Origin of the sequence: Burkholderia sp. SIMBA_051, from assembly GCF_046534915.1 — a bacterium.
In the GTDB taxonomy this organism is placed as follows: Bacteria; Pseudomonadota; Gammaproteobacteria; order Burkholderiales; family Burkholderiaceae; genus Burkholderia; species Burkholderia ambifaria.
Window position 1 is genome coordinate 1 of record NZ_JAWRXS010000952.1, and the last position, 233, is coordinate 233.

Sequence of the window (233 nt, forward strand, 5' to 3'; positions counted from 1 at the left end):
GGCGAGCCGACGCTTTTCAGCATGACGCGGCGAATCATCCTGCAGATCGCGGTGAATCTTGCACTCGTCGCCGCGATCTTTCTGATGGTGTCCTACGGCGCGCCTTACATCAGCAGCTTGCTGACGCACTGGATCAGCGCCGAGCCGATGCAGCGCGTGGTGCTGTGGAGCGCCGCCTTGCTTGTGTCGATGCCGTTTCTCGTGGCGGTTTATCGCAAGACCAAGTCGCTCGC

Annotated in this window: 1 pseudogene; it reads left to right on the top strand. The window is 61.4% G+C overall.

The features are described 5' to 3' along the window. Positions 1-233, top strand: a pseudogene (locus SB771_RS37310) (cation/H(+) antiporter); the annotation flags it as partial.